This window comes from Nocardioides sp. (assembly GCF_044226305.1).
Lineage (GTDB): Bacteria > Actinomycetota > Actinomycetes > Propionibacteriales > Nocardioidaceae > Nocardioides.
In genome coordinates, this window is record NZ_JBGAHF010000028.1 from 1 (window position 1) to 19,509 (window position 19,509).

The 19,509-nt window shown below is 73.5% G+C and carries 20 protein-coding genes; 4 read left to right on the forward strand and 16 right to left on the reverse strand.

What is annotated here, in order from left to right; translation table 11 throughout:
* Positions 1–279 precede the first annotated feature (279 nt).
* Positions 280–879, forward strand: a complete 600-nt coding sequence (locus ACILQ5_RS20040) for a hypothetical protein (protein ID WP_395659797.1) — start codon at positions 280–282, stop codon at positions 877–879.
* A gap of 96 nt (positions 880–975) precedes the next feature.
* Here ACILQ5_RS20040 and ACILQ5_RS20045 read toward each other — a convergent pair whose 3' ends face one another.
* From ACILQ5_RS20045 to ACILQ5_RS20075, 7 genes are all read right to left on the reverse strand, one after another.
* A complete protein-coding gene (locus tag ACILQ5_RS20045) occupies positions 976–2,307 on the reverse strand; it encodes a hypothetical protein (RefSeq protein ID WP_395659798.1) in 1,332 nt (443 codons plus the stop codon).
* Positions 2,308–2,515: 208 nt separating this feature from the next.
* Positions 2,516–4,369, reverse strand: a complete 1,854-nt coding sequence (locus tag ACILQ5_RS20050; RefSeq protein ID WP_395659799.1) for a SulP family inorganic anion transporter — start codon at positions 4,367–4,369, stop codon at positions 2,516–2,518.
* Between the two features lie 108 nt (positions 4,370–4,477).
* Positions 4,478–5,818, reverse strand: a complete 1,341-nt coding sequence (locus tag ACILQ5_RS20055; protein ID WP_395659800.1) for a hypothetical protein — start codon at positions 5,816–5,818, stop codon at positions 4,478–4,480.
* A gap of 39 nt (positions 5,819–5,857) precedes the next feature.
* Positions 5,858–6,739: an arsenite methyltransferase gene (arsM, locus tag ACILQ5_RS20060; protein WP_395659801.1), complete on the reverse strand. Its 882-nt coding sequence runs from the start codon at positions 6,737–6,739 to the stop codon at positions 5,858–5,860.
* Positions 6,736–7,086: an ArsR/SmtB family transcription factor gene (locus ACILQ5_RS20065; RefSeq protein ID WP_395659802.1), complete on the reverse strand. Its 351-nt coding sequence runs from the start codon at positions 7,084–7,086 to the stop codon at positions 6,736–6,738. Before ACILQ5_RS20065 ends, arsM begins: the two co-directional genes overlap by 4 nt.
* A gap of 78 nt (positions 7,087–7,164) precedes the next feature.
* Positions 7,165–7,503 (reverse strand): hypothetical protein, encoded by a 339-nt coding sequence (locus tag ACILQ5_RS20070; RefSeq protein ID WP_395659803.1) that lies wholly within the window; start codon positions 7,501–7,503, stop codon positions 7,165–7,167.
* 56 nt (positions 7,504–7,559) lie between these two features.
* Positions 7,560–8,144 carry a TetR/AcrR family transcriptional regulator gene (locus ACILQ5_RS20075; protein WP_395659804.1) on the reverse strand — a complete coding sequence of 195 codons (585 nt, stop codon included), beginning with the start codon at positions 8,142–8,144 and terminating at the stop codon, positions 7,560–7,562.
* Positions 8,145–8,234: 90 nt separating this feature from the next.
* Between ACILQ5_RS20075 and ACILQ5_RS20080 the strand changes: the two genes are divergently transcribed.
* The gene (locus tag ACILQ5_RS20080) at positions 8,235–8,912 is read left to right on the forward strand and encodes an NADPH-dependent F420 reductase (protein ID WP_395659805.1); all 678 of its coding nucleotides are present in this window, start codon (positions 8,235–8,237) and stop codon (positions 8,910–8,912) included.
* A 48-nt stretch (positions 8,913–8,960) separates the two neighbouring features.
* Positions 8,961–10,799 carry a 4-alpha-glucanotransferase gene (gene malQ / locus ACILQ5_RS20085; RefSeq protein ID WP_395659806.1) on the forward strand — a complete coding sequence of 613 codons (1,839 nt, stop codon included), beginning with the start codon at positions 8,961–8,963 and terminating at the stop codon, positions 10,797–10,799.
* Positions 10,800–10,957: 158 nt separating this feature from the next.
* On the opposite strand, the gene ACILQ5_RS20090 is transcribed toward malQ, so the two are convergent.
* From ACILQ5_RS20090 to ACILQ5_RS20125, 8 genes are all read right to left on the reverse strand, one after another.
* Positions 10,958–11,458 (reverse strand): hemerythrin domain-containing protein, encoded by a 501-nt coding sequence (locus tag ACILQ5_RS20090; protein WP_395659807.1) that lies wholly within the window; start codon positions 11,456–11,458, stop codon positions 10,958–10,960.
* A gap of 55 nt (positions 11,459–11,513) precedes the next feature.
* Entirely contained in the window at positions 11,514–11,786 is a 273-nt protein-coding gene (locus tag ACILQ5_RS20095) for a GlsB/YeaQ/YmgE family stress response membrane protein (protein ID WP_395659808.1), read from the reverse strand.
* 123 nt (positions 11,787–11,909) lie between these two features.
* Entirely contained in the window at positions 11,910–12,758 is an 849-nt protein-coding gene (locus ACILQ5_RS20100) for a glycosyltransferase family 2 protein (RefSeq protein ID WP_395659809.1), read from the reverse strand.
* Positions 12,755–13,738 (reverse strand): glycosyltransferase, encoded by a 984-nt coding sequence (locus tag ACILQ5_RS20105; protein WP_395659810.1) that lies wholly within the window; start codon positions 13,736–13,738, stop codon positions 12,755–12,757. Before ACILQ5_RS20105 ends, ACILQ5_RS20100 begins: the two co-directional genes overlap by 4 nt.
* Positions 13,735–14,802: a glycosyltransferase gene (locus ACILQ5_RS20110; protein WP_395659811.1), complete on the reverse strand. Its 1,068-nt coding sequence runs from the start codon at positions 14,800–14,802 to the stop codon at positions 13,735–13,737. Before ACILQ5_RS20110 ends, ACILQ5_RS20105 begins: the two co-directional genes overlap by 4 nt.
* Positions 14,803–14,804: 2 nt before the next feature.
* Complete coding sequence (locus ACILQ5_RS20115) at positions 14,805–15,725, reverse strand: glycosyltransferase family 1 protein (RefSeq protein WP_395659812.1); 921 nt, start codon at positions 15,723–15,725, stop codon at positions 14,805–14,807.
* A 282-nt stretch (positions 15,726–16,007) separates the two neighbouring features.
* Complete coding sequence (locus tag ACILQ5_RS20120; RefSeq protein WP_395659813.1) at positions 16,008–16,262, reverse strand: DUF3263 domain-containing protein; 255 nt, start codon at positions 16,260–16,262, stop codon at positions 16,008–16,010.
* A gap of 10 nt (positions 16,263–16,272) precedes the next feature.
* Positions 16,273–16,680 carry a pyridoxamine 5'-phosphate oxidase family protein gene (locus ACILQ5_RS20125; RefSeq protein ID WP_395659814.1) on the reverse strand — a complete coding sequence of 136 codons (408 nt, stop codon included), beginning with the start codon at positions 16,678–16,680 and terminating at the stop codon, positions 16,273–16,275.
* Between the two features lie 36 nt (positions 16,681–16,716).
* On the opposite strand from ACILQ5_RS20125, the gene ACILQ5_RS20130 reads away from it, so the two are divergent.
* Positions 16,717–17,661 (forward strand): SDR family NAD(P)-dependent oxidoreductase, encoded by a 945-nt coding sequence (locus ACILQ5_RS20130; protein WP_395659815.1) that lies wholly within the window; start codon positions 16,717–16,719, stop codon positions 17,659–17,661.
* A 153-nt stretch (positions 17,662–17,814) separates the two neighbouring features.
* Here ACILQ5_RS20130 and ACILQ5_RS20135 read toward each other — a convergent pair whose 3' ends face one another.
* Positions 17,815–19,497: a dolichyl-phosphate-mannose--protein mannosyltransferase gene (locus tag ACILQ5_RS20135; protein ID WP_395659816.1), complete on the reverse strand. Its 1,683-nt coding sequence runs from the start codon at positions 19,495–19,497 to the stop codon at positions 17,815–17,817.
* Positions 19,498–19,509: the final 12 nt, after the last annotated feature.

The window sequence follows — 19,509 nt, forward strand, 5'->3', positions numbered from 1 at the left end:
CGATCGCGGTGATGACCAGCCGTGCCTTCGACATGCCCGGACGGTGGCGGCGGGTGCAGTCGTGCCCGGGTCACCACGCCGGACCCCGGTGTCCGGGATGTCTTGAGAGATCAGTCCGGGATGTCCTGAAGGATCACACCCTCAGCTCCACCCACCACACCGGGTCCGGCCCTGCGGAGACGCAGGACGGGCCCGGTTTCTGCATGCGGGTCGCGCGCACCCGCAGCACCAGCCGATCGGTTTCGCCGCTCCAGGGGCCGGAACCTAGGATCTGGCACCATGCGCTCTCGGGTCCTCGCCGTGCTGCTCCTCGTCGTCTCGCCGCTCACCCTCGTCGCTGCGGCCGGTGGGCCTGCGTCGGCGGAGAGGTGGACGCACCGCGATCCGGCCAAGGACGTCTACCAGCAGGAGTCGGGAACGGTCCCGGCCGTCAAGCAGGGCGACATCACGGCCGTGGCGATGAGCTACCAGCGGCAGAGCTTCGTCCTCGACGTGAAGGTCCGCGCGCTCCACCGGGAGCAGTGGTCGTACCTCGACCTCTTCCTCGACGTCCCGCGCGCCGGTGGGAGGACGACCAGCCGCGAGATCAAGTACTACTTCACGATCGACGAGGGCGACGACCTGGGCGTGTTCGACCCGACGGCGGGCGTCTCCGTGGACTGCAGCCCGGTCACGGGGACGCACAGCTACAAGAAGAGCACGCTGCGCATCGTGGTCTCGCAGGACTGCCTCGGCCGCCGGGCGACCAAGGTGACCGCGGGCACCTACTTCTACAACGCGTGGCGCGACCTCCATGGCAGCTACGTCCAGACCGACGACGGTCTCCGGAAGGGCGTCCACAACCGCAGCGGGGTCTCGCCGGAGCTCAGCCGCGGCTAGGGACGGTCGCCCCGGACGCCCTGGGACATGGTGTGCCAGAGGTGTTCCCCTCGGCTCCATCACGAGGTCCAGGTCGCCGACTCGGACCTCGATGGCTCATCCGGCCGGCGCCGTCACCACTCGGGTGGCGAACCTCCAGCCGGGGCGGCCAGCCACCTTGCCGGTCCACGCGGCCACGACCGAGCCGTCCGGGCGGAACGACGTCGACGTGTGGTCGACGTGCCGCCAGCGCGCGCCGGTCACCTGGATCGGGGGAGTCCAGTCGCCACCGGCAGGCAGGCTGCTCACCCACAGCTGGCGCTCGACGTAGTCGTCACCCTGGGTCCAGGACACGACGAGCGCACCTGCAGGGCCGGCGACCAGGCGGATCGCGCCGGCTCGGACCCCGGATGCCGACACCTGGACGGGCGGTGCCCAGGCTGCGCCGGCCGGGCGGACGGCGACGCGTGCGGACCCACCGGCGGGATAGGAGACGGCGGCTCGACCGCTGGCGCCGAGGACGGTCCGCGCCTGTCCGATCGGTGCCCCGGTGGTGCCGACCTGCACGCCGGGGTGCCACGGCTCGCCGTACGGCTTCTCGTAGGCGAGGACCGCGCCGGACCCCCCGCTCGGCATCCGGGACACCAGCAGGTCTCCTGCCGGGTCGACGGCCGCGCCGCCGAAGCGGCCCTCCATGGGCGGGACCACGGGGTGGCGCCAGCGCCCGGTCGCCGTCCGCCGGTAGAGCTCCGGCACCACCACGACGCGGCCCGCGGCGTCGACGAGGGCGCCGTCGGCGTAGCCCCGGGGCGCGATCCTGACCGTCGGTGTCCAGGGCCCGTCGAAGGGCCGGAACGCGGCCACCATCCGGGGCGTCGGCCCGCTCAGCACCTCGCCGTCGTTCTGCGTCCAGACGGCCACGGTGTCACCGCGCGCGTTGGTCGCGATCGAGTACCACTGGACGAAGACCACGTCCGCGCCGGTCTGCCAGGTCAGGTCCACCGGGCGCTGCCAGGCACCCGCTGCCCAGCGCCTGGACTCGATGCCGTTGCCCTGGAGGCGCCGGTAAAGGACGGTCACCCGCCCCTTCCTGTCGACGACGGCGCGGGGCTCGAGCCCCGTCCCGATCGAGACCGCTGGCCGCCAGCCGCCGTCCGGGTCGGTCCGGGCGGCGTAGATGCGCTGCGCACACCCCCAGGTCGCGGTGCTGACGCCCCGGCGGTCGGTGACGAGCTGCGAGACCCCGAGGCGCGTGCCGCACCGGCCGGCGACCTGGACGGGAGCCACGTCGGCGGCTTCGGCGCCCGGGGCGGCCACGGGGATCGTCCCAGCGGTCGTGGGGGTCTCCCCCGTGGAGCGTGCGACCGCCGTCGTCGCGGGCACGCAGACCAGGACGGCGGCCGCGAGGCTCGTCGTCAGGGTGACGAGGCGTCCGATGAGTGGTGACATGTCTGGTTCACTCCCTCGAAGGTCGACGCCCTTCCGGGTCGAAGCAACCTCCGAGGCGCCGACAGCGCATGTGCATCACTCCCAGGATGTGCCTCGACCCCCGGAGCGGGCAGGGCCGGAGGTCGACTCCTGACGCGGCCAAGAGTCCCGGGAGAGATCTCGGGGCCGGACGTCCCCACCCGCCGGGAACGGGATCGGGCTGCAGCGGTCACGAGCGCTTCTTCTTGCGCGGCGGAGGTGGCTCCGGCTCCGGCTCGGGCGTGCGGGCGGCGATGTGCTCCTCGACCTCGTCGTCCGCCAGGTCCTCGCCGGCCCCGACCCCGTGCACGCCGGGACCGGCCGGCAGGTCGGTCAGGCCGTGCGTGCGCCGTGCCTCCCGGACGCCCTGGGAGATGCTGTGCCACAGGTGGTCGTCGCCGAGCTGCGCCATGAGGCCGCAGGTCCTCAGCGTCCGCCTGACCGGCCACATCACGCGGACCAGGTAGAGGTCGATGTCCCGCTTGCGCAACGCCGTCAGCAGGTCGGACAGCGCGTCGGCGCTGGTCACGTCCATCTGGTTGGTCGCCTCGAGGTCGAGCACCACGACGCGGGTGCCCGGCACCGCCTCGACGCGGGCGAGGACGGTGTCCTGGATCGGGGTCGCCGTCACCCAGAACATCGGGGCGTCCACGCGCAGCACCAGCACCCCGGGGTACGTCGGCCGCTCCTCGTGGTCGCGGACGCTGCCCCACGCGGCCTTCTCGTGCGGCACCTTGCCCATCACCTCGACGTCCACCCTGCTGGACCGGTAGAGGAGGCCGGCCACCGACGCCGCGACCGCGAGCAGCAGGCCGTTCAGCGGCCCGAGGACCAGCACGCCCGTGGCGGCGATCGTGGCCGCCATGATGTCGTTGCGGCGGACCTGTGCGTAGCGGCGCAGGGCCGGCCAGTCCATGAGCTTCCAGACGGCGTTGACGACGATCGCGCTCAGCACCGCGCGGGGCAGGTCGGACAGGACCGGTGCGACGGCCACGATGACGATGACGGCGAGCGCGGCGGCGACGAGACCGGCCAGCTGGGTGCGGCCGCGTGCGTCGTCGACCGCGGCGGTCTTCGAGAGGCTGCCGGCCACCCCGATCCCCCCGCAGAGGCCACAGGCCACGTTCGCCGCCCCGGCCGCGACCAGCTCCTGGTCCGCGTCGATGCGGTAGCCGCCCTGGCCGGCGAAGAGCCGGGCCGCGCTCAGCCCCTCGGCCAGGCCCACCAGGGCCAGTGCTGCACCTCCGGCCAGCAGGCTCCACAGGTCCGCACCCGGAACCGAGGGGATCCCGGGCGTCGGCAGTCCACGGGGCACCTGCCCCACGACCTCGACGCCGTCCGCGGCGAGGTCGAGCACCGAGGAGGCGACCAGCCCCAGGACCAGCACGAGCAGCGCCCACGGGAAGCGGGGCGCCACCCGCTGGCCGCCGAACAGCAGGACCAGCGCGACGGCGGAGACCACCATGGTCGTCGTGTTGCCGTCGCCGCGGGTCAGGCTGGACCCCAATGCGCCCACCCGCTCGACGACCTGGCCCTGCGGGGTCGGGACGCCGAGCAGGTGCGGCACCTCGCCCAGGATCACCAGGATCGTGAGCCCGAGGACGAAGCCGGTGACGATCGGCTTGGACAGGAACTCCGCGATCCAGCCGACGCCGAGGAACCCGGCCGCGACCAGCACCAGTCCGGCGCCGAGCGCGAGGGCGGCGGTGTACGACGCGGCCTGCGCCGTACCGGCGACGCCGAAGCCGGCGAGCAGCGACCCCGAGAGCACGGACACCGTCGAGACGGGACCGACCACGAGCTGGCGGGACGACCCGAACACCGCGTAGACGACGAGCGCGACCGGCACCGAGTAGAGGCCGACCTCGACCGGGGCACCGGCGATCGACGCGTAGCCGAGGGCCTGGGGGACGGCGAGCGCCGCCACCACGGCGCCGGCGACGAGGTCCCCGCGGAGCCAGCCGCGCTCGTACCGTGGCAGCCACGTCATGATCGGGAGCCGACGCCAGGAGCGCTCGGACCCGGCCCGCGTGCCGATCCTCATCCCGGCCCACCTTCGCCCGCTCTTCCGTGCAGGCTAGCCGTGCCGGTGGGCCTCCGCGCCCGAACCGTGTCGACCAGCTCGAGGACGTCCCGAGGAGCGCGCGCTCCCTCAGCGCCAGTCGAAGTACTCCCGGTGGTTCCGGCTCCCCGGCACGCCGGACGCGCGGAAGTCGGCCTCCAGGGCGCGCAGCATCGGATCCGGGCCGCACATGTAGACCCAGGCCTCGCGCGGGTCGGCGCCCGACGTCTCGAGCACGTAGTCGACCGTCGCCCGGCCTCCGCTGCTGGAGGTGACCAGGTCGAAGGTGACCTCCGGCTCGTCGGCCACCAGGTCGCGGATCTCCTCGGCGTACGGCGCCTCGTCGCGGACCGCGTGGTAGACCGAGACCGGCCCTCCGGGCGGGTGGGTCCGCAGGGAGCGGAGCCAGCTGAGGAAGGGCGTGATCCCGACGCCGCCGGCGATCCAGAGCTGGTGCCCGGTGGCGTGGGCGTGGGTGAACCGCCCGTGCGGCCCGCTGAGGACGGCCGGCATCCCGACCCGCACGGTGCGCTGCAGGGCGGCGGTGTAGTCGCCGAGCGCCTTGACCGTCACCCGCAGGTGGTGCTCGTCCGGGCTGCTGGCCAGGGTGAACGGGTGGCGGTGCCAGCCGTCCTTCGACTCCAGGTGGAGCATCGCGAACTGGCCCGGCTCGTAGCGCAACGGCTGACCGAGCGGCGCCAGGGCGATCTCCGTCATGCCGTCCCCGACCGGACGGACCTCGCTGACCTGGTAGTCACGCAGGCCGTGGCCGCGCCGGGCGAGCAGCTCGCGGTAGAGGTAGAACCCGATCCCGACGGCGCTGACCGCCAGGTAGGACCACCGCAGCACCGCGGAGTCGCCGAACGGCGTCGCGTCGACCAGTCCGTGCGCGACCGCCACCGCGAGGAACAGCCCGGTCAGGCGGTGCACCTGGCGCCAGATCTCGTAGTTGCTCAGCAGGCGGGACACCAACCGGGCCGGGGCCGTCTCGTGCAGCGCGGTGATCAGGCGCCGGCCCGGCGCGGGCACGATCGTCCGCCAGCGCGGGAGGATCGCCCACACCGCGAGGGTCACCAGGCCCACCGTGCCCACCACGCCTGCCGGTCCCGCCCAGCCCGGGCCGTCGCCGCCGTGGGACATGAGGATGTGGGGGAGGAGCAGCACCAGGCCGGTGATCGCGAGCCGACGGTGCCAGATCGCGGCCTTGTCGATGCCGTCGAAGTAGGTGTCGACCCACGGCAGCGTGCTGATCAGCACCATGCCGAGGGACATGAGCAGCACCGCATCGGCACCGACGAGCTGGCCGACGTACGAGCCGCCGTCCTGGCCCGCCGGCCGGGCCACCACCCACAGGGCGGTGTAGCCGGCCACCAGCAGCAGGAGGGCGACCGGGCCGGTACGACCGACCCACCTGCTCGACCGGAGCGACATGGCGTCAGCCTAGGGGCGCGACGCCCGCCGCGTGGCCGGTCAGCGGGGCTTGGTGCCGCGGATGAAGGCGCTGCGGATGACGCCGTCGAGCCGCCCGATCGTGGCCGCGACGTCGATCCCCTCGGGGAGGTCCTCCGGGTCCAGGCCGGCCACGAGGTCCTCGAGCTCGGCACGGCCGAAGACGGTGGTCGGCTCGATGCCGACGTCCTCGAACCCGGCGTCCCGCATGCGGGCGGCGCAGTCCTCCTCGGTCAGGGCGCCGGCGATGCAGCCGGTCCACAGGGCCATCACCCCGGTCAGCTCGGGCTCCAGGGGCCGGGACAGCACGATGTCGGAGATCGCGAACCGGCCGCCGGGTCGCAGCACCCGCAGCGCCTCCCGGAAGACCCGGTCCTTGTCGGTGGAGAGGTTGACGACGCAGTTGGAGATGACGACGTCGACCGAGTCGTCGGGCAGCGGGAGGTCCTCGATGCTGCCCAGCCGGAACTCGACGTTCTCGACACCTGCCCGGGTCTTGTTGGCGTTGGCGAGCTCGAGCATCTCGGGTGTCATGTCCACGCCGTACGCCGTGCCGCCGGGCGAGACGCGTCGCGCGGACAGGAGCACGTCGATGCCGCCGCCCGAGCCGAGGTCGAGGACGTCCTCGCCGGGCCTCAGCTCGGCCAGCAGGGTCGGGTTGCCGCAGCCGAGCGACGCGACCAGCGCCTGCTCGGGCAGGGCCTGGCGGTCGGCCTCGTCGTACTGCGACCGCCCGAACGGGTCGAGCACCTCGGACGCGGACCCGGCGGAGGTCGGTCCGCAGCAGGAGCCCACGCTGCGTGCGGCGGCGGCGTAGCGGTCGCGGACGGCGTCCCGGACCTGGTCGGCCTCGGGGGTCGTGCTGGGGGTCGTGCTGGTGGTGCTGCTGCTGGTGGTGCTCATGGCGTGCTCCTCGATGGACGTGAGGTGGTGGGGGTGTCGCCGGCCCCGGCGCCGGCGAGGGTCGACAGGAGGGCGATCGGCTCCGCGACCGCGTCGCAGCACAGCGAGTAGACGTTGCGGCGGCCGACCGGCGTGACGGCGACCAGGCCGTTCTCGCGCAGCGCCTTCAGGTGGTGGCTGACCAGGGTCTGGGACAGGCCGGTGGTCGCGGTCAGCTCGGTGACCGAGGACGCCCGGTCGGCCACGGCGAGCAGGATGGTCAGCCGGTTCTCGTCCGAGAGTGCCTTCAGCACCGGCGCGATCTGCCGGGCGCGGTCCGCGGCGGTGGGCGAGGTCGACCTGGTCATGCCCCCACCGTATCTATCAGTGGATGCTGCTTTCAACAGTCAATGCTGTTGAATTGCCCACGCCGGGCGCGGCTGGCGTCAGGAGGTCGACGCCGGCGGGTCGTCGAGGAGGCTGCGGAAGGCATCGCCCTCCGCCTGCTTCCAGGTCCGGGAGTCGAGGGCGGGGTCGTCCTTGTCGAAGCGCGCCTCGCCCCGCTCGACGTCGGCCTCGGCGCGGACGACGTCCCCGACCGACGGACTCCGGAAGTAGGTCGAGATCCGCGGCTCCTTCATCAGCGTGCGGAACACCGGGGCTCCGGAGCTCGGCGCGACGTCGGCGACGTACTCCATGATCGAGACCATCCCGTCGCCGGTCGTGTACGCACTGTTCCTCGCCACGATCGTCGCGCGAGCCGGCTCCCAGCGGTGACCGAACATCCTCGGAGCGTAGTGCTGGGCCCGCCGGACGTCTGTAGCCCGCGTGGTCGGACGCGCTACCCGGCGGCGGACGCAGGACGCCGCCGCGACGTCGCGACCAGCACGCGGGCCGCGTCCTGCGCAGCCCGCGGTGCAGCAGGGTCGGCGGCGAGGGCGCCGTCGGCGAGACCCCCGTCGAGGAGCAGCGCGAGGGACCGGGCGAGGCGGTCCGGGTCGTCGACGTCGGCCCGCGTCGCCAGGTCGCGCAGCCACGAGAGGACCGCCTGCTTGTGGGCGACGGTGCGCTCGTGCACCGGCGTGCCGGGTGCGGCCTCGGCGGCGGCGTTGATGAACGCGCAGCCCCGGTAGCCGTCGCGGCGGCAGGCGGTGCCGAGCGCGTCGAAGAGCCCGACGAGCTGGTCGGCGGGATCGGTGCCGGCCGCCTCGGCGGCGGCGTGCAGCTGCCCGCTCCAGATGCCGTCGACGCGATCGAGGTAGGCGAGGACCAGGTCGTCCTTGCTCGGGAAGTGCTTGTAGAACGTCGCCTTGGCGACGCCGGACTCCGCGATGATCAGGTCGACGCCGACCGCCCGGATGCCGCGGGCGTAGAAGAGCCGGAACGCGGTGTCGAGGATGCGGTCGCGCGCCGGGATCGGGGTCACCCCTTGAGGATAGACAGACCTGTCTGTTAGTGTCCACCTCACTCGCAGTAGACAAGTCTGTCTACCCCCTCCGACCTCGAAGGACCTCTCATGGACATCGCAGTTCTCGGCACCGGCTCGGTGGGCCGGACGATCGCCGGCCGGCTGGCCGAGCTCGGCCACGCCGTGGTCGTCGGCACCCGCGACCCGGAGACCACGCTGGCCCGCACCGAGCCCGACCAGATGGGCAACCCGTCCTTCGCCTCCTGGCGCGGCGAGCGCCCGGGCGTCGGGCTGGCGACCTTCGCCGAGGCGGCGGCCGGGGCCGACCTGGTCGTCAACGCCTCGTCGGGGACGGCCACGCTGGACGTGCTCGCCCTGGCCGGCGCCGACAACCTGGCCGGCAAGGTGCTCGTCGACATCGCCAACCCGCTGGACTTCTCCGCCGGCTTCCCGCCCACCCTGTCGGTGAAGGACACCGACTCGCTCGGCGAGCAGGTCCAGCGCACCTACCCGGACACCAAGGTCGTCAAGACCCTCAACACCCTGACCGCGTCGCTGATGGTCGACCCCCGGTCGCTCGGCGCCTCCAGCACCGTCTTCGTCTCCGGCGAGGACGCGGGCGCCAAGGCCACCGTGGTCGGGCTGCTGGAGGCCTTCGGGCACGACGACGTGATCGACCTCGGCGGCATCGAGACCGCCCGTGGCACCGAGATGCTGCTCCCGATCTGGCTGCGGCTGATGGGCGCGCTCGGCACGGCGCAGTTCAACGTCAAGGTCGTCCGCTGACCCAGCCCCGACGGGCGTGGCGCCCCGGCGGCGGGGAAGACTGTCGCCATGGTCGACGTGGGTGAGGACGTGGCGGACGCCTGGGGCATCCAGCGGCACTGGGTCGACGCCGACGACCGACCGCAGGTGGTGGGGGCCGAGACGATCGCCCGGCTCCGCGAGGTGATCGGCACCCCGCCTCCCGACCTCGAGCAGCGGGCCCCGATCGTGACCCGGCCGGGTCGCCCGCTCGACGTCGGTCCGGCGACGGTGACCTGCGAGGACGGTGCGATGCACCAGGTCGTGGACCGGCTGCCCGACGACTTCCCGCTCGGCTACCACCGGCTGACCACGGCCGACGGCCGCGAGCGCCGGCTGATCGTCTCCCCGGGCCGGTGCTGGCTGCCCGATCACCGGTCCTGGGGCTGGGCGGTCCAGCTGTACGGCGCGCGGTCGGCGGCGAGCTGGGGCATCGGTGACCTCGGCGACCTGCGGACCCTGCGCGAGTGGACCGAGGAGCGGGGCGGCGGCTTCCTCCTGGTCAACCCGCTGCACGCCGTGGCGCCGACGCTGCCGCAGGAGGCCAGCCCCTACCTGCCCGCGACGCGTCGGTTCCGCAACCCGCTCTACCTCCGGGTCGACCGGGTGCCCGGGTACGCCGAGAGCGACGTCGACGCCGCGGAGCTGGCCCGGCAGCGGGCGACCACCCGGGTCGACCGGGACGCGACCTGGCGGCTCAAGCGGAGCGCGCTGCACGCGGCGTACCTGCGCAGCCGCGGCCAGCGTGACTTCGTGGTGTGGCGGTCGGGGCAGGGCGCGGCGCTCGAGGAGTTCGCGACCTGGTGCGCCCTGGCCGAGCAGCACGGGCCCGACTGGCACGACTGGCCCGAGGAGCTGCGGCGTCCCGACGCCCCCGACGTCGCCGCCTTCGCCGACGCGAACGCCGACCTCGTCGACTTCCACGCCTGGCTGCAGTGGCAGGTCGACGCCCAGCTGCGGGACGCGTCCGGCGACCTGACGGTGCTCCAGGACCTGCCGATCGGGGTGTCCGGCGGCGGTGCGGACTCGTGGGCCTGGCAGGACGTGCTCGCGCCCGGTGTGCGGGTGGGCGCGCCGCCCGACGCGCTCAACTCCCTCGGGCAGGACTGGGGCTCGCCGCCGCCGGTGCCGTGGCGGCTGCGCGAGGCCGGCTACGTGCCGTTCATCGAGGCGGTCCGACGGACCATCGCCGGTGCCGGCGGCCTGCGGATCGACCACGTGATGGGCCTGTTCCGCCTCTGGTGGATCCCCGAGGGCGACGACCCGCGGACCGGCGCCTACGTCCGCTACCCGAGCGACGACCTCCTCGACATCGTGGCGCTGGAGTCCCACCGGGCGAGCGCCGTCGTCGTGGGCGAGGACCTGGGCACCGTCGAGCCGGGGGTGCCGGAGGCGCTGGCCGAGCGACGGATCCTCTCCTACAAGGTGCTGTGGTTCGAGGAGGACGAGCCGGCCGCCTGGTCCGAGGCGGCCCTCGCGACGGTCACCACGCACGACCTCCCGACCGTCGCCGGCCTGTGGAGCGGGTCGGACGCGGAGGACCAGCTGGAGAGCACCCGCATCCCGGAGGCCGACGTCCGCCGCGGGCGCGCGGACCTGATGGCCAAGCTCACCGTCGACGGGCTCGGCACCGACGCTCCCGTCCGGGACGCCGTCGACACGGCGTACCGCCGGCTGGCGCAGGCGCCGTGCCTGCTGCTGTCGCTCTCGCTCGAGGACGCGGTGCTCCAGGAACGCCGGCCCAACGTGCCCGGCACCGTAGAGCGGGACAACTGGCGGATCCCGTTGCCGGTCCCGGTCGACCGGCTCGCCGGGTCCTCGGACGTCGATCGTGTCGTGCGGGTGGTCACCGACCAGATGCGCACGTAGGAACGACCAGGGCCCCGGTCCCGGTCCGCTCGCTGCGTGAGGGCGGTCCGGCCGGGGCCCCGGTCGTTTCCTGGTGACGAGGTACCTGTCCGACGTGGTCGACAAACTCGCCTTTTGGGGTGAACGTCGACCCGGGTCGGGAGGTGTCCGTCGAGCCGTCAGCCGATGACGGCGTCGATCGTCTTCTTCAGCGCACTGGGCTGCGAGGGCTTCCGCGGGGCCTGGGCCCGCGCCTGCTCCATCTCGGCGCCGATCTCCTGGAGGGTCTTGCGACCGAGCGCCTCCCGCACCTGCGGGAACCACTCGTCCTCCTCCTCCTCGATGTGGTGGCGGACGTTCTCGATGAGGACCGTCGTCTTGGCGGTGAACCGCTCGTCGGTCGGCTTCATCGTCGTCAGCTCCATCACCAGGAGGTCGGCGACGTGGTGCTCCTCGTAGGACTCGAGGACGTCGTCCTCGAGGTCCGGGACGAGCTCACGCACCCGCGGGTACATGACCTCGTTCTCGAGGTAGGTGTGCACCGTGAGGAGCTCGATGATCTTGTCGACGAGGTCGCCCTTGGTCTTGTGGGCGTTCTCGCCGGCGTCCTCGAAGTCCCGGAAGGCCTTGAGGATGGCTTTGTGGTCGTCCTTCAGCAGGACGATGGCGTCGCTGGACATCGCTGTCTCCTCGATCTCGTGGTGGATCTCGTGGGTGGGTGTCAGCAGGGCTTCGTCAGTGGACGGCGGTCCGGTTGCGCCCGGTCAGCGTCGAGGCGATGACCACGAGCACGGCCGCGCAGGTGATCGCGACGATCCAGCGGACCCAGTCGACGCCGTCGCTGCCGTTGCCGCCGAACGCGCGGTAGACGTACCAGCCGATGATGACGCCGCCGATCCCGCAGAGGATGGTCAGCCAGATCGGGATGTTGTCCTTGTCGCCCGGGGCGACGAGCTTGCCGAGCAGGCCGATGACGATGCCCGCGATGATCAGTAGAACGATTTCCATGTGGTGCTGGTGCTCCCTCCGAGCCGGCCAGGATGGCGGCTCTTCGTCGGAGGTACCCGGTGCTGGCACATCGACGCCTGAGACCCGCGTCTCAGCAGCCTCGGCGGCTGAGGCCGCTGCCCGTCACGACGGGGACGAGGTCCGCTCCCGGTGATCGGTCCGGACCCACTCGTCGCCGCGCCGCTCGACGATCCCGTGCCGTTCGAGCTCGGTGAGCCATCCCAGCATCGGCCAGGTGCCCCACCGGTCGCGGAAGATCCGACCGTTGCGCAGGATGTCGTCGACGTGCTCCACCGGAGGTGAGCTGACCGGGTGGTGCTGGTGGTAGGCGCGTGCCGACCCGACCCACGCCAGGTCGATCCCGGCAGAGCCGAGCCGGCGCCCGAAGTCGGTGTCCTCGCCGCCGTAGCCGACGTAGTCCTCGCAGAATCCGCCGGACCTGTCCCAGGTGGTGGCGCTCGTCGCGAAGGACAGCGACCAGAAGAGGTCCAGGTCGCCGTGGTGACGGCGCTCGCCCGGGACCGGCGCCGGCCGGGCGGGGTGCGGGTCGTCCAGCTCGTCCAGGCGGTCGAGCGGGTCGTCACCGACCGGTCGAGGCTCCAGGTAGGTCACCGGGCCCGCCCAGACCCGGTCGGGCTCGTCCCGGACCACCTCGTCGTACGCCGCGAGCAGGGTCGGCCCCGCGAGGCAGTCGACGTCCAGCCCCACGAGCACGTCGCACCCGGCGTCCCTGGCGAGTCCGAACCCGAGGTTGCGCGCCGCCGCGAGCGGCAGCCCTTCCGCGCCCACGTCGACCGGCACCACCGTCGGCCGGAGCCCGCCGAGGACGGGCCAGTCCTCGATCACGGGGTCGGCCATCGCCACCACGACGTAGAGGTCCGGGCGGAGGGAGCCGCGGGCGAGCGAGGCGTGCTGGCCGCGCAGGTGGTCGTGGCGTCCGTGCGCGATCGTGACGAGAGCGACGCCGCTCACGGGCGGGAGCCCTCCGCGACCACCTCGGCGAACCGCTGCGCGGCCCTGCCGTCGCACCACTCCGCCCAGCGGTCGGCGTCGAGGTCGGCGAGGGACGACAGGCGCTCCGACCAGCCCTCGCGCGGCATCCGGTCGGCGACCTGCACCGGCCAGCTGCCGCCCGCCAGCAGGGCAGCGGTGACGTGCTGCTCGTCGTGCGGGCGGGTCTGCGGCACGACGAGCGCCGGACGACGGGCCGCGGCTACCTCCGCGAGCGCGTTCTGGCCCGCGTGGGTGACCACGACGTCGGACTCCTCGATCAGCACGCGCGGGTCGTCGCACCAGGCGGCGCCGGTGCCGAGCTCGGTCCAGTCCCACCCGGGCGGATGCCGCACCGTCCCGGTGGCGAGGTCCGGACCGCCGGTGCCCGACAGCACGAGCACCCGTGGTGGACCGGGACGCCGCGCCGTGGGCGGGCGCACCGGGAAGCGCGCGAGCGCGCCGACGGCGTGCACCCGCCGACGCACCTGCTCGGGCACACCCGGCAGGAGGCCGTCGGTGGCCGACGGCGGCCAGAAGCCGACCAGGTGGTCGGACACGTCCTGTCCGAGCCGGTGCGCCGGGTCCGTGCGCCGCCCGGGCTGGAGCACCGTCGCCACCGGGATGCCGTGGAGCCGGGTCAGGAGCGCGACCTCCACGGACACGTCCACGACCACGAGCCGCGGTCGCGCGGTGTCGAGCCAGGCGGAGAGCTGCGCCGTACGCCGGCGCAGCCCGTCGTCCCCGACCGGGACCCAGTGCAGCCGGCCCCGGGCGTCGCGGTCGGTCGGGTCACGCCCGAGGTCGTCCCGGTCGAGCAGCACCCACCCGTCCCAGTCCCGCCAGCCCTCCGGGCGGGGCAGCGAGGACAGTCCGACGACCTGCTCGTCGACCGCGGCGGCGAGCGCCGTCGCCCGGTGCAGGTGGCCGCGGCCCTGGTGGTGGACGTAGTAGCCGATCACGCGGCGGCCTCGTGCCCGGCGATCCTGGCGTACAGCGCCTCGTAGTCGCCCACCATCCGCTCGGCGGAGAGGTGGGTGACTGCCCGCGCCCGCGCCGCTGCCCGGTCGCGACCCCGGGCGTGCTCGATCGCCGCCGCCAGTGCGGGGACCGAGCCCGGTGCGGCCAGCCCGCCCACGTCGTCGGTGACCAGCTCCGCCAGCGCGCCGCGTGCGTACGCCGCCACGGGCGTGCCGCACGCCAGCGCCTCGGCGGCGACCAGTCCGTACGGCTCGTCCCAGTCCGGGGTCACGACCGCCACCGACGCGCGGCGCAGGAGCCGGGCCAGCGCCCGGTGGTCGAGGTGCCCCACGTGCACCGCGTCCCGACCGAGCCGCGGTGCCACGACGTCCTGGAAGTACCGCTCGTCGGGCGCCGGGCCGGCCAGCACCAGCGGGACGCCGGCCAGGCGCGCGGCGTCGATCGCCTCGTGCGGCGCCTTCTCCGGCACCAGCCGGCCCGACCAGACGGCCGGGCCGCCGCCCGGCCCCGGGGTCCAGGTGTCGGTGTCGACGCCATTGAGGACGACGGTGCTCGGCACGACGTGCGCCCACGCCGCCGCGGTGGCCCGGCTGACCGCGGCGAAGTCCGACGCGTGGTGGTCGGTGGCGATCGCCGACTCCAGCCACGGGGTCGGTGGCGTGTGCAGGGTGGTGATGAGCGGGACGTCGAGCAGCGACGCCATCGCCACCGGCAGGTGGTGGAGGCTGTTGTTGTGCACCACGTCGAAGCGGGCCGCGCCGGTGCGCCCGAGGTCGAGCATCAGGCCGAGGTAGGCGTGGTGCTCGGCGATCCAGGCGTCCGAGGGGGCGTTCACGTCCCGGCGGGCGGTGTCACTGGCCGCGAAGGTGGCTGCACCCACGAGGGACACCGGAAGCGCGGGGTCCGAGCCGGCTGCCGCGAAGAGCGTGACCTCGTGACCGCGGCGGACCAGCAGTCGCGCGAGCTGGTGGGTGAGCGCCTCGAGCCCGCCGGCGAAGGGCTCGCGGACGGGGTAGCGGCTGGAGGCGATCAGGCAGACGCGCACGCTCAGCCCACCAGTGACCGGTAGAGGGCCTCGTGGGCGTCGGACACCGAGCGCCGCTGCTCCCGCCGTTCGTCGACCGTCGCCCCGAGCCGGGGACGGTCCTCGTAGGCCGTCCGGACGGCCGTGGCGAGCGAGCCGGCGTCGTACGTCGACTCGTCGTGGACGTAGGACAGCACCGGCCCCTGCTCGCGGTAGAAGCCGCAGGTCGGCGCGACGACGGTGGTTCCCAGGTCGCGGCACGCCTCCAGCCACCCGGAGTGGGTGCCGAAGCGGTACGGGAGCACCGACACGTCGAGCGAGCCGAGGTAGCACCACAGGTCGCGGTCGGAGAGGTAGTCGTGGACGTGCAGCTCGAGGTCACCACGCTCGGCGTGCGCCTCCAGGTAGGTCGCCAGCCCGTCGTCGCGTCGCTGCCCGTCGGGATCGAGCACGTCGCGATGGGCGTTGACCTGGAGGACGGCGCCGGGCAGGTCGCGGACGGTCTCGACGAGCGTCGGCAGCAGCCGCTGGGGGTCCATGCTCGGGCGCAGGCTCTTGACGTGCAGCCCGACCCGGAAGGGCGTGTCCCGTCGACGGGAGCGGCAGCCCTGGGCCACGGCCATCGTGCGGAGGTCGACGACGTGGGGGTGCGGCAGGACCAACGCCTCCCGTCCCCAGCGCCGCTGGACCTCGCCGGCGGCGCCGCGAGTGAGCGTGACGAGCTCGTCGGCCGCCGGCACGAGCACGTCCAGCTGGGCGTCGTGCGTCGTCCGGTCCTCGTGATGAGGGTTGCGCAGGTCGTGGACCGTGAGGACCAGCGGCTTGCCGCGCGAGCGCAGCGTCGCCGCGAGCTCGCCGAGCTCCTCGGGGCTGCACGCGTCGAAGCCGAAGTGGAGGTGGAACACGTCGAAGTCGGCGCTCGCCGCCCAGTCGGGTCGCAGCATCACCGGCGGCCACCACACGGCACCGGCCGGCGCCGACGGGCGGGACGGGTCGGGGTCGGGGAGCCGGGCCGCCCCTCGCCCCGACTCCGGTGGCGGACGTAGACGTGACCCGACGGGACGGACGCCACGGTGACATCGGCGGTGGAGGCAGGGGGGTGGGCGTGCTGCAGCGTGGGATCGGTCGTGGTCACGGGGATGGGTACCCAGGACCGGTCCCGGCAAGTTAGCCCGGTCGGGTGAGACCGGTCCCGAGCGTGGCCGTGCGGAGGTCCGAGGCGGCAGTCAGCCGGCGACGCGACGGGCCGCGCGCTGCTCCTGACGGGCGGAGCGGAGGCGACGCAGGCGCCGCACCAGGCGGGGCGCGTGCAGCTCGGCCGCCGGTAGGTCGATGAGTCGGGTGAGCCGCTGGTGGTAGTCGGCCGGGGTGAGCCCGAACCGCTCGAGCACCGCGGACTCCTTGGCGCCGGCGTAGGACGTCCAGTCCTGCTCGAACGCGAGGATCTCGCGGTCGAGGTCGGTCAGATCGTCGGTGTGCATGGAGAAATCGTCACACGAAGGACGACGACACCAGGAACCGGTCCACCTCGATGCGGAGCGCGACCCGCTCGGGGTTCGGCCTCGGCTGGCGGTAGCGGCTCGCGTAGCGCTCCTCGGCGCGCCGCACCGAGGCCTCGTCCTCGAGCACGGTCGCGCTGCCCTCGAGCGTCGACCAGTGCCGACCCTCGACCTGGCAGGCGGCGACGCGGGCGTCGCCGCGGACGTCGCGCACCTTCTGCGACCCGCGCGAGGTGATCACCCAGGCGCACCGCTGGTCGGGATCGAGCGCCACGCCTACCGGGACGACGTGCGGGCGACCGTCGGCCCGCAGGGTCGTGAGCGTGCACAGCCGCCGCTCGGTCCAGAAGTCCAGCAGGGTCTGGGGGAACGCGTCCCAGCCCGGTCGCCACGAGGTCACCCGGGACATGCTGGCACGTCCCGCTACGTTCGGTGCATGCCGTCCCTCGCCTCGCTCGTCGACACCGCGCTGGACCGCGCCGTCGTCCCCGGCTACACCCGCATCGGCCCGGCGGTACGCCGGCACCTGTCGACCTGGCCCGCGGACCCGGCCCCGGACGCCCTGAGCGGCAAGCGGGTGCTGGTGACCGGCGCGAGCAGCGGGCTCGGGATCGCGACGGCCGAGGGCCTGGTCGCCCTCGGCGCCGAGGTCGTGATGGTCGTGCGGGACACCGACAAGGCGGCCCGCGTCGTGCGGCAGGTGCAGGGACGGCGCCCGCTGGCGCGGCTCGACGTGCAGCGCTGCGACGTGGCCGACCTCGACGACGTACGCCGCTTCGCCGGCACCGTCGAAGGACGCGTCGACGTGCTCGTGCACAACGCCGGGCTGATGCCGCCCGAGCGGACCGAGTCGCCGCAGGGCCACGAGACGACGATGGCCGTGCACGTGCTCGGTCCGGTGCTGATGAGCGACCTGCTCGCCGACCGGATGGCGGGTGGCCGGGTCGTGATGGTGAGCTCCGGGGGCATGTACGCGCAGCGGCTGCGCGACGACGACCCGGAGTACCTCGACGGGGAGTACTCGCCCACCACCGCCTACGCCCGCAGCAAGCGCGCGCAGGTCGAGCTGCTGCCGGTGCTGCAGCGCCGGTGGGCGCCCGCCGGACCCGACGTGCACGGCATGCACCCGGGCTGGGCGGACACCCCCGGCGTGGCCGACTCGCTGCCGACGTTCCGCAAGGTGACCGGTCCGCTGCTCCGCGACGCCGCCGGTGGCGCCGACACGACGGTCTGGCTGGCTGCCACCGATCCCGCGCCGGAGGGTGGCCTCTTCTGGCACGACCGCCGACCGCGGCCCACCCAGCTGCTGCCGCGGACCCGCACCGGCGACGCCGAGCGCGAGCGGCTGTGGGCCTGGGTCCGGGAGCAGACCGGGATCTGAGGCTGTCCGCCCTGTCGCCCGCGGGACGTCATACGGGCTGGTCGTTCGGGCAGCCACCTCGTATGACGTCCGACCGCCGCCCCCCGGGACGTCATGCGAGCCGGTCGCTGCGGCAGCCACCTCGTATGACGTCCGACCGCCGGCCCCGGCGGCTCAGATCCAGCGGGAGAACCAGATCCGGTCCAGCCACTCGCCGTGGGTGAGCAGCTGGTTGGTCCAGATCGGCCAGAACCACGCGAAGTTCATCAGCGTCAGGACCACGAACGCCCCGGACGCCACGACGCCGAGGGTGCGACGCCGGGAGGGCCCGGGGGAGGGGCCGATCAGCTTGCCCATCGCCAGCACGAGGGCGAGGACGACGAACGGCAGCGCGGTGACGATGTAGAAGAGGAAGATCGGCCGGTCGTCGTACTGCAGCCACGGCAGCCAGGTCGACGCGACGCCGACCACCGCGACGCCGAAGCGCCAGTCCCGCGCGCCCACCCACATCGCGAGGGCGAGCAGCAGGGCGAGGCAGCCGCCCCACCAGATCGTGGGTGTGCCGAGCAGCAGCACCTGGCGCAGGCAGTCGCTGCCGGCCGGGGCGTCGCAACCCTGGCTGCCGGGCTTGATCCCGGTGTCCGCGGCGACACCCACCGGCCGGTTGAGCAGCAACCAGCCGGAGGGCTTCGACGCGTAGGTGTGCGTGCTGTCGTTGAGGAAGTGGGTGTGGAAGGCGTAGACGTCCTGGTGGTAGTACCAGAGCGACCGCATCGACTGGGTCACCTCGCCCAGCCCCGAGGCGTCGGGCTCGGTGCGGGTCGGCCAGTCCTTCCCGCCCTCGTAGTGCGTGTACTGCGTGGCGGAGAGGTGCTCCTCGTACTGGTGGGCGTGCATCATCCAGCCGGTCCACGTCGCGAGGTAGACGACCGCCGCGACCAGGACCAGGTGGACGAACGCCGGGATCCCGTCGGTGAGCACCGACTTCGGGAGCGACCAGCGCACGCCGAAGGAACGGCGGGCGCCCGCCGACCAGATCCAGCACATCAGCCCGAAGGCGGCGAGCGGGTAGATCGCCTCCCACTTCGTCCCGAGGGCGAGCCCCCAGCACAGTCCGCCGAGCAGCAGCCAGGGCCGGAACAGCAGCCCGCGCACCGGGCCCCACCCCGACGTCACCTGCTCCGGCGGCGGGAGCAGGCGGGCCAGCCGGCCGCGGTGCCAGTCCCGGTCGGCGACGATGCAGTGGACGCCGCAGAGGATGAAGAACGCGACGAAGATGTCGAGCAGCGCCAGCCGCGAGAGCACGAGCTGGAGGCCGTCGAGGGAGAGCAGCAGCCCCGCGACCACGCCGAGCATCGTCGAGCCGGTGATCCGGCGCGCGAACCGGCACATGACGAGCACCATCAGCGACCCGACCACCGCCGCCGACACCCGCCAGCCGAACGGGTCCATCCCGAACGCCTTGATCCCGAGCGCGATCAGCCACTTGCCGACCTCCGGGTGGACGATCATCTCCGGGCTGTCCTTGAAGACACCTTGGAGCGTGGTGCCGTTCAGGATCAGGTCGTTGGCCTTCTCCGTGCTGTCGCGCTCGTACCCGAAGTTGAGCAGCGACCACGCGTCCTTGGCGTAGTAGGTCTCGTCGAACTCGAAGATGTGGGGCGTGCCGAGGTGCCACAGCCGCAGGAACAGCGCGAGCAGGGCCACCGCGATGCAGGCCGTCCAGCCGACGAACGGGTCCTCGAGGCGGAGCCGCGCCCGGGCGCGCTCCCAGGCCGAGGGCACCGGGCGACCGGCGGCGGTGCGCGAGAGACCGACGCGCGCCGGGGGGTCCTCAGGCGGCACGGCGGTCGTCACGATGCAAGACTC

Coding starts and splice junctions, on each gene's coding strand:
- ACILQ5_RS20095 (WP_395659808.1), bottom strand. CDS start 11,786: ATGGAAATCGTTCTACTGATCATCGCGGGCATCGTCATCGGCCTGCTC.
- ACILQ5_RS20040 (WP_395659797.1), top strand. CDS start 280: ATGCGCTCTCGGGTCCTCGCCGTGCTGCTCCTCGTCGTCTCGCCGCTC.
- malQ (WP_395659806.1), top strand. CDS start 8,961: ATGGTCGACGTGGGTGAGGACGTGGCGGACGCCTGGGGCATCCAGCGG.
- ACILQ5_RS20130 (WP_395659815.1), top strand. CDS start 16,717: ATGCCGTCCCTCGCCTCGCTCGTCGACACCGCGCTGGACCGCGCCGTC.
- ACILQ5_RS20115 (WP_395659812.1), bottom strand. CDS start 15,725: ATGCTGCGACCCGACTGGGCGGCGAGCGCCGACTTCGACGTGTTCCAC.
- ACILQ5_RS20045 (WP_395659798.1), bottom strand. CDS start 2,307: ATGTCACCACTCATCGGACGCCTCGTCACCCTGACGACGAGCCTCGCG.
- ACILQ5_RS20065 (WP_395659802.1), bottom strand. CDS start 7,086: ATGACCAGGTCGACCTCGCCCACCGCCGCGGACCGCGCCCGGCAGATC.
- ACILQ5_RS20090 (WP_395659807.1), bottom strand. CDS start 11,458: ATGTCCAGCGACGCCATCGTCCTGCTGAAGGACGACCACAAAGCCATC.
- ACILQ5_RS20055 (WP_395659800.1), bottom strand. CDS start 5,818: ATGTCGCTCCGGTCGAGCAGGTGGGTCGGTCGTACCGGCCCGGTCGCC.
- arsM (WP_395659801.1), bottom strand. CDS start 6,739: ATGAGCACCACCAGCAGCAGCACCACCAGCACGACCCCCAGCACGACC.
- ACILQ5_RS20050 (WP_395659799.1), bottom strand. CDS start 4,369: ATGAGGATCGGCACGCGGGCCGGGTCCGAGCGCTCCTGGCGTCGGCTC.
- ACILQ5_RS20080 (WP_395659805.1), top strand. CDS start 8,235: ATGGACATCGCAGTTCTCGGCACCGGCTCGGTGGGCCGGACGATCGCC.
- ACILQ5_RS20070 (WP_395659803.1), bottom strand. CDS start 7,503: ATGTTCGGTCACCGCTGGGAGCCGGCTCGCGCGACGATCGTGGCGAGG.
- ACILQ5_RS20120 (WP_395659813.1), bottom strand. CDS start 16,262: ATGCACACCGACGATCTGACCGACCTCGACCGCGAGATCCTCGCGTTC.